Source organism: Nodosilinea sp. LEGE 07298, from assembly GCF_015207265.1.
Lineage (GTDB): Bacteria > Cyanobacteriota > Cyanobacteriia > Phormidesmidales > Phormidesmidaceae > Nodosilinea.
Genome location: NZ_JADEXE010000420.1, coordinates 1 through 4627 on the forward strand (window position 1 = coordinate 1; position 4627 = coordinate 4627).

Genomic DNA, 4627 nt, shown 5'->3' on the forward strand with positions numbered 1-4627 from the left:
GCCCCCACCAGTAACAGCCCCCCTCCAGCAATCAGCGATAGGATGGCAACGGTCATGCTTGCAAGCTCTCTCTGTAAACACTCTGATGAACGGGGCTAAAACAGGGCCTGCCCCGAACAAGGTCAACCTAATGGTCAAGGGATTTCATACCATCTGATCACAGTAGCGCTTTTTTTAACTCCCTATACAGTAGTTTGCTAGCGTATCCATGAAGTAAGCCCGATCGCTGGAATAGGTTTTTCCCTGCTGCCTTCCACTCGTCGCGTTTCCTTCCCAGCGTCTTAGCGTGTTCGCTGCTGGCTGTCTTGGTTTCGATCTGCACGGTGGCCCATTGCCAAAATGTGACCCGGCAAAACTTGCACCCTATGGGCCTCTTCTTTTCCTCATGACTTTTTCGATTCCTCCCTGGCGATCGCTGTTTCGTCGGTGCGATGCCTCCAGAGGTACCGCTACGGGGCATGTCCACAGCTGCGCCTAGAGCTGCCTTGAACTGGGCTAGTGAGTGATTGTGAGTCCTCCATCTTCCGTTAGAGCTGAGGCGCTTGCTAATGCGTTCTCTCCCTCCCTCGTCTAGAAATTTGCTGAATGGGTAGATCCGGGTCAGCCAGATCGCTTTCATGCTCTGACCGAAGCAAAGGGCATCCATTGCCTGAATGTAAGCGGCGTAATCACCTCGTTTTAACTCGTCATCGATCGCGGCCTCTATGGTGCCGATCGCTCTTTCGACCTCTAGGAGCTGCCTTGCAACTAGGCGGGTGTAGCTGCTTATGCCTATCCCGCAGCTTGGCGGCTGCTCGATGCGTTTACCCTGCGATCGCCGCTTGCCTCCTTCATATCGCGTCTGCCACATCTTCACCCCACGTTCGGAGGGGTCGCCTTCGCCCGCCAGCCAGAGTATTAGCCCGCACGATCCACCGCCCCACTTCTTGTTGCTGTCGAATTCCATCGCCTCGGGGAACTCGGCGGCTAGGTTCTGCCTGAGCCTTGCGATCGCACCGTTGCGCTGGTTCATGAGGCTGTGTCGTTGTAGCCACTGCTGCCGCAAAAGCTCAATTTCTGGGGTGGTTTCTGGTATGAAAGCCTCTCTTTCTCTGTGCTTTTCTAGGCCATAGGCCGCGATCGCCAGTGCATCAAAGTGATCATCTTTTTGTAGCTTCGCCTCTGCCCTGTAAACCGCTAAGCGCCTGCCTGCAACCTGTCTAATATCTATCCCTTTGGCCCTCATGAAGTGCCTTATCGCTGTCTCGTAGCGCCCTCCCGAGGGTTCAAAGACAATCAGATCGGGCTCTAGGGATGCGATCGCCTCTAAGTCTTCCGTCTTGGGCTTTATGTGCCAGTAAACAAACTCTTTTGAGCGGGTAAATTCTGCTAAATTCTGGGGCAATTCCTCTAGCATTACGCAAGTCGCAACGCCCTTGGAAATGTCCATTCCGATAACTTTCATACTGTCACCCTAAAACTACAAACCCCGACTAATGCCGGGGTGTAATATCGTCTTGTGGTCTTGAACTTTTAAAACAGCAAGTGCTATCGTTACGGTTCACAAACTGCCGATATTTAAGGGTGGAGCTATCGCATAGATTGAAAAATGCCGAGCTGTCGAATACTTTCAGGACTGCTGTAAGTTTTGGAAGCTTAGCGATCGTTCAGTATGAAAACAGCTCCTCCCTACGGTATGGGGTTGGAAGCCAAACCGCTAACCCCCGGTGGGGGTTTTCAGCCCTGGCTAGAGGCCTCATCAGGCGGAGTAGTCAGCGGGTAGAAATGGATCGTTGTCGCCGCTCCACCCTGGGCCTGGGGGGATGATTGTAGTTTCTGGTTCTGCCCCTGTCTCGATGGTGGTGGGGGCTTTGCTGTCGGCTGTCCAGTCGCCTACGTAGGTCATCTGTAGAGCTGTCGCGTGGGCCTGGAGTATTTGCTGTTCGTGTACTGCCTTGGCGATTCGTCTAAGCCGCCCTAGCTCTAGGAGTTGGCAGCCTTCTAAGATTTTTTCTGTTAGCGCTTCTCTCATAAAACCTTCCTTTGCAGTTCCATAAATTCATGCAGGGCACGAATGCGATCGCTTACATCGTTGACCCCACAAGCGGGCTTTTCCTCAATCAGCCAGATCAGCTCTGTAAGTTCTGCTTTGACCATCTCTCGCCAGTCGTCGCCGACTTCTACGGCTAGATAATCGCCGTCCTCTTCCATTGCTAGAACCTGGGTAAAATTGCCTCTGGTCGGTTGATCACTGGGGCTCTCGGTATGTTGTCCCAAATGTTCGCAGGTGCTGGCTCTGGGCCTGGTTCTAGCTGTGGCCTCGGTGGGGCCTCTGGTGTGCCAAGTGCTTCTACCTGCATTCGGGCGACATCTAGGCCGACTTGGATCATGTTGCGGCTGCATCTGATAGTGACCTCGACTACTTCTTGGGTGCTGTCTTGAATGGTGTCGACTGAGAATGTCTGCTGTTCACTCATGGCGGTTATTCTGTAGGGGTGGCCACCCCGTAGGGTGGCCGTGAACATGGTTCTTTTGGTTCTGTGTTCTTTGGTAGCAGGGCGGGGGGAGTGCGTAAGCTGGTAACTCTTGGCTCCCCTGGCTCAGCCTTATAGGCGGGTGCGTCTGCGGTGGGCGGGTTGTCCTGAGTGAGAGGTTTGCCCTGGCCTGTGCCGCTGCTATCCGGTAATTCTTCTACCTATCCGGGGGGGTCGTTGCCCTGGCCCCCAATCCGTGACCCGTGCCGGTGGCTTAGCTTTGAATGTCGAGCTGGCTAGATCGAGCGATCGCATACCTGATCTGGTTGCCGGGGTCTATCTTGACTAACTCGCTATAGAGCACAGCTGCTTCGGTGCGGCCAATGGCTTCGGCGATGACCATGTTTGGCTGTAGGCGTAGGTCAATTAGGGCGTAGTCAAACTGCTTTCCAGCGCTGATGATTACGGCGTATTCGCCCTGGGTGTCGATTTCCTCCATGGCATGTTTAAGGGCATTGGCTACGGCATTGACCCGACAGCGGGCGATGGCCTCTGAGAATTTCTGCTCTTTGAATAGAACGACGTAGGCCAAATCTGGCCTAACTACCTGGCTGGTGTGAGCGGCCTGGGTGGCGAGTGCGGGCATAGACTCAACTCCTATAGGTGGTTAGCACGGCCAGCCAAAGGGCGGCGGTGCGGGGGAAGAAAGCGACTCCCCTTTGGGGACACTCCGTGAACGCCCATTGGGAATATCTGAGCGTTGGCGCAGCCTCCCCTAGGGAATCGTGTCTGTCTAGCGATATACGTATCATTTTTATAGTCGCTATACTATACGTATAACACGTGTAGTTGTGTTCCGTTGCCCTAAAATCGGAGGTGATACGTATATGGGAGCCACAAATGGCAAGAAAACCAAAGCTGACGCTGACGGTCAGCGAAGAAGACAAGCGACTTCTGGAACAGAAGGTTCAGCTGCTGGGGTATCGGTCGATCTCGGAGTACGTGTCGAGGATGGCTCGGATGGAGGATTCAAATCTAGAGGAGGTGTGTCTGGGGGAATGATTCGGCAAGAGCTTGCTGAGGCCCGAGCGGAACTGCCTGACATCGATCAGCAGATTAAAGCCCTTGAGATTCAAATCGCCCTGCTCCGCAAAAAGCGGCAGGCCAAGCTGACCAAAATCGAGCGCTATCAAGCTCTTGCCGATCAACTAGATTCTGTGATTCGTGATAACCCTTAGCCTCTGCGGCTACGTTGGCAGGGGCTTTGTTTTGTTTGGAAATTGGCTAGATCTGGGCGATGGGGTACCGTAAACTACACCCCACCCACCCTTACAAGCGGATCTCTATGAGCACCCAAACCAGCACGGGTACGGCCTGGGCGATGGTTGTTGCCTATCCTTCCCACGGCAAACGCTATTACCGCTTCATGGCTGGCCTGGGCGATTCCCCTCTGGGGACACTTCGTGAACGCATCGACACGCAACGCCACATCCCCGGTGGTGCCTGTGGCACACCTACAGCTGAGGCGCGGGCCTCTGAGGTGGGGCGGTGGCTGCGCCTGGGACGGAGTACCAAAGATGTACTAGGGCTGATAAATTCGTGGGGCCGCGCTTTCCCCTCTGGGGACGCTTCGCGAACGACAAGCTCAGCGACCGGTAAGTCTTCCGCAAGTAGCTGATATGCCAATGGATCGCGATCGCTACTCTCCTGAGTGGCCCAAGATTTCCCGCCAGGTGAAAGAGGCGGCGGGCTGGTGCTGCTGCCGGTGCTCCCGTCCGTGCCGAATGCCGGGGGAGTCGTTGGAACAATTTGGCGCGCGGGCGATCGCTTTGGGCTGGGGCCTGGAGCTGCACAAACCGGGGCGCTTTGTGCTGACGGTCGCGCACCTCAACCAAAATCCTAGGGACAATACGCCTGATAATCTGGCTGCCCTGTGCTCGGTTTGCCACATCAATCACGATCGCCCCTACCTGCTGCACAACCGCAGGCGCAAACGTGAGCGGGCGGGGCAGCTAAACCTGATCGAACCCCCAGCTCTGCCGGTGGTGCCCGCTGGCCTGGGCCTCGACCCTGAACAACTACAGCCGCCATTCTGGGGCTAGTCTTTTGAGGCGGACGTTTAGGGACTATTTCTGCGAGCTAGGGAGCGGGGGAGCAGGGGAGCTAGGGAGAGG

Annotated in this window: 8 protein-coding genes; 3 read left to right on the forward strand and 5 right to left on the reverse strand. The window is 55.4% G+C overall.

The features are described from left to right. Window positions 1–157 precede the first annotated feature (157 nt). From IQ273_RS30760 to IQ273_RS30780, 5 genes are all read right to left on the reverse strand, one after another. On the reverse strand, window positions 158–1444 hold the full coding sequence (locus tag IQ273_RS30760; RefSeq protein WP_194026892.1) for a transposase: 1287 nt from the start codon (window positions 1442–1444) through the stop codon (window positions 158–160). A gap of 294 nt (window positions 1445–1738) precedes the next feature. Beyond that, complete coding sequence (locus IQ273_RS30765) at window positions 1739–2011, reverse strand: hypothetical protein (protein WP_194026893.1); 273 nt, start codon at window positions 2009–2011, stop codon at window positions 1739–1741. Further along, window positions 2008–2190 carry a hypothetical protein gene (locus IQ273_RS30770; protein ID WP_194026894.1) on the reverse strand — a complete coding sequence of 61 codons (183 nt, stop codon included), beginning with the start codon at window positions 2188–2190 and terminating at the stop codon, window positions 2008–2010. The genes IQ273_RS30765 and IQ273_RS30770 overlap by 4 nt, the downstream gene beginning before the upstream one ends. A 2-nt stretch (window positions 2191–2192) precedes the next feature. Then, on the reverse strand, window positions 2193–2504 hold the full coding sequence (locus IQ273_RS30775; RefSeq protein ID WP_194026895.1) for a hypothetical protein: 312 nt from the start codon (window positions 2502–2504) through the stop codon (window positions 2193–2195). A 223-nt stretch (window positions 2505–2727) separates the two neighbouring features. Beyond that, complete coding sequence (locus tag IQ273_RS30780; protein WP_194026896.1) at window positions 2728–3099, reverse strand: hypothetical protein; 372 nt, start codon at window positions 3097–3099, stop codon at window positions 2728–2730. A 241-nt stretch (window positions 3100–3340) separates the two neighbouring features. Between IQ273_RS30780 and IQ273_RS30785 the strand changes: the two genes are divergently transcribed. The 3 genes from IQ273_RS30785 to IQ273_RS30795 all read left to right on the forward strand — a co-directional run bounded on the left by IQ273_RS30785 (window position 3341) and on the right by IQ273_RS30795 (window position 4555). Continuing rightward, the gene (locus IQ273_RS30785; protein ID WP_194026897.1) at window positions 3341–3691 is read left to right on the forward strand and encodes a hypothetical protein; all 351 of its coding nucleotides are present in this window, start codon (window positions 3341–3343) and stop codon (window positions 3689–3691) included. A gap of 107 nt (window positions 3692–3798) precedes the next feature. Next, entirely contained in the window at window positions 3799–4131 is a 333-nt protein-coding gene (locus IQ273_RS30790) for a hypothetical protein (RefSeq protein ID WP_194026898.1), read from the forward strand. Between the two features lies 1 nt (window position 4132). Further along, a complete protein-coding gene (locus IQ273_RS30795; protein ID WP_194026899.1) occupies window positions 4133–4555 on the forward strand; it encodes an HNH endonuclease in 423 nt (140 codons plus the stop codon). Window positions 4556–4627: the final 72 nt, after the last annotated feature.

Excerpts from the sequence above, each read along its gene's own strand:
- IQ273_RS30760 (WP_194026892.1), bottom strand. The coding sequence starts at position 1,444 with ATGAAAGTTATCGGAATGGACATTTCCAAGGGCGTTGCGACTTGCGTA.
- IQ273_RS30765 (WP_194026893.1), bottom strand. The coding sequence starts at position 2,011 with ATGAGAGAAGCGCTAACAGAAAAAATCTTAGAAGGCTGCCAACTCCTA.
- IQ273_RS30770 (WP_194026894.1), bottom strand. The coding sequence starts at position 2,190 with ATGGAAGAGGACGGCGATTATCTAGCCGTAGAAGTCGGCGACGACTGG.
- IQ273_RS30775 (WP_194026895.1), bottom strand. The coding sequence starts at position 2,504 with ATGTTCACGGCCACCCTACGGGGTGGCCACCCCTACAGAATAACCGCC.
- IQ273_RS30780 (WP_194026896.1), bottom strand. The coding sequence starts at position 3,099 with ATGCCCGCACTCGCCACCCAGGCCGCTCACACCAGCCAGGTAGTTAGG.
- IQ273_RS30785 (WP_194026897.1), top strand. The coding sequence starts at position 3,341 with ATGGGAGCCACAAATGGCAAGAAAACCAAAGCTGACGCTGACGGTCAG.
- IQ273_RS30790 (WP_194026898.1), top strand. The coding sequence starts at position 3,799 with ATGAGCACCCAAACCAGCACGGGTACGGCCTGGGCGATGGTTGTTGCC.
- IQ273_RS30795 (WP_194026899.1), top strand. The coding sequence starts at position 4,133 with ATGCCAATGGATCGCGATCGCTACTCTCCTGAGTGGCCCAAGATTTCC.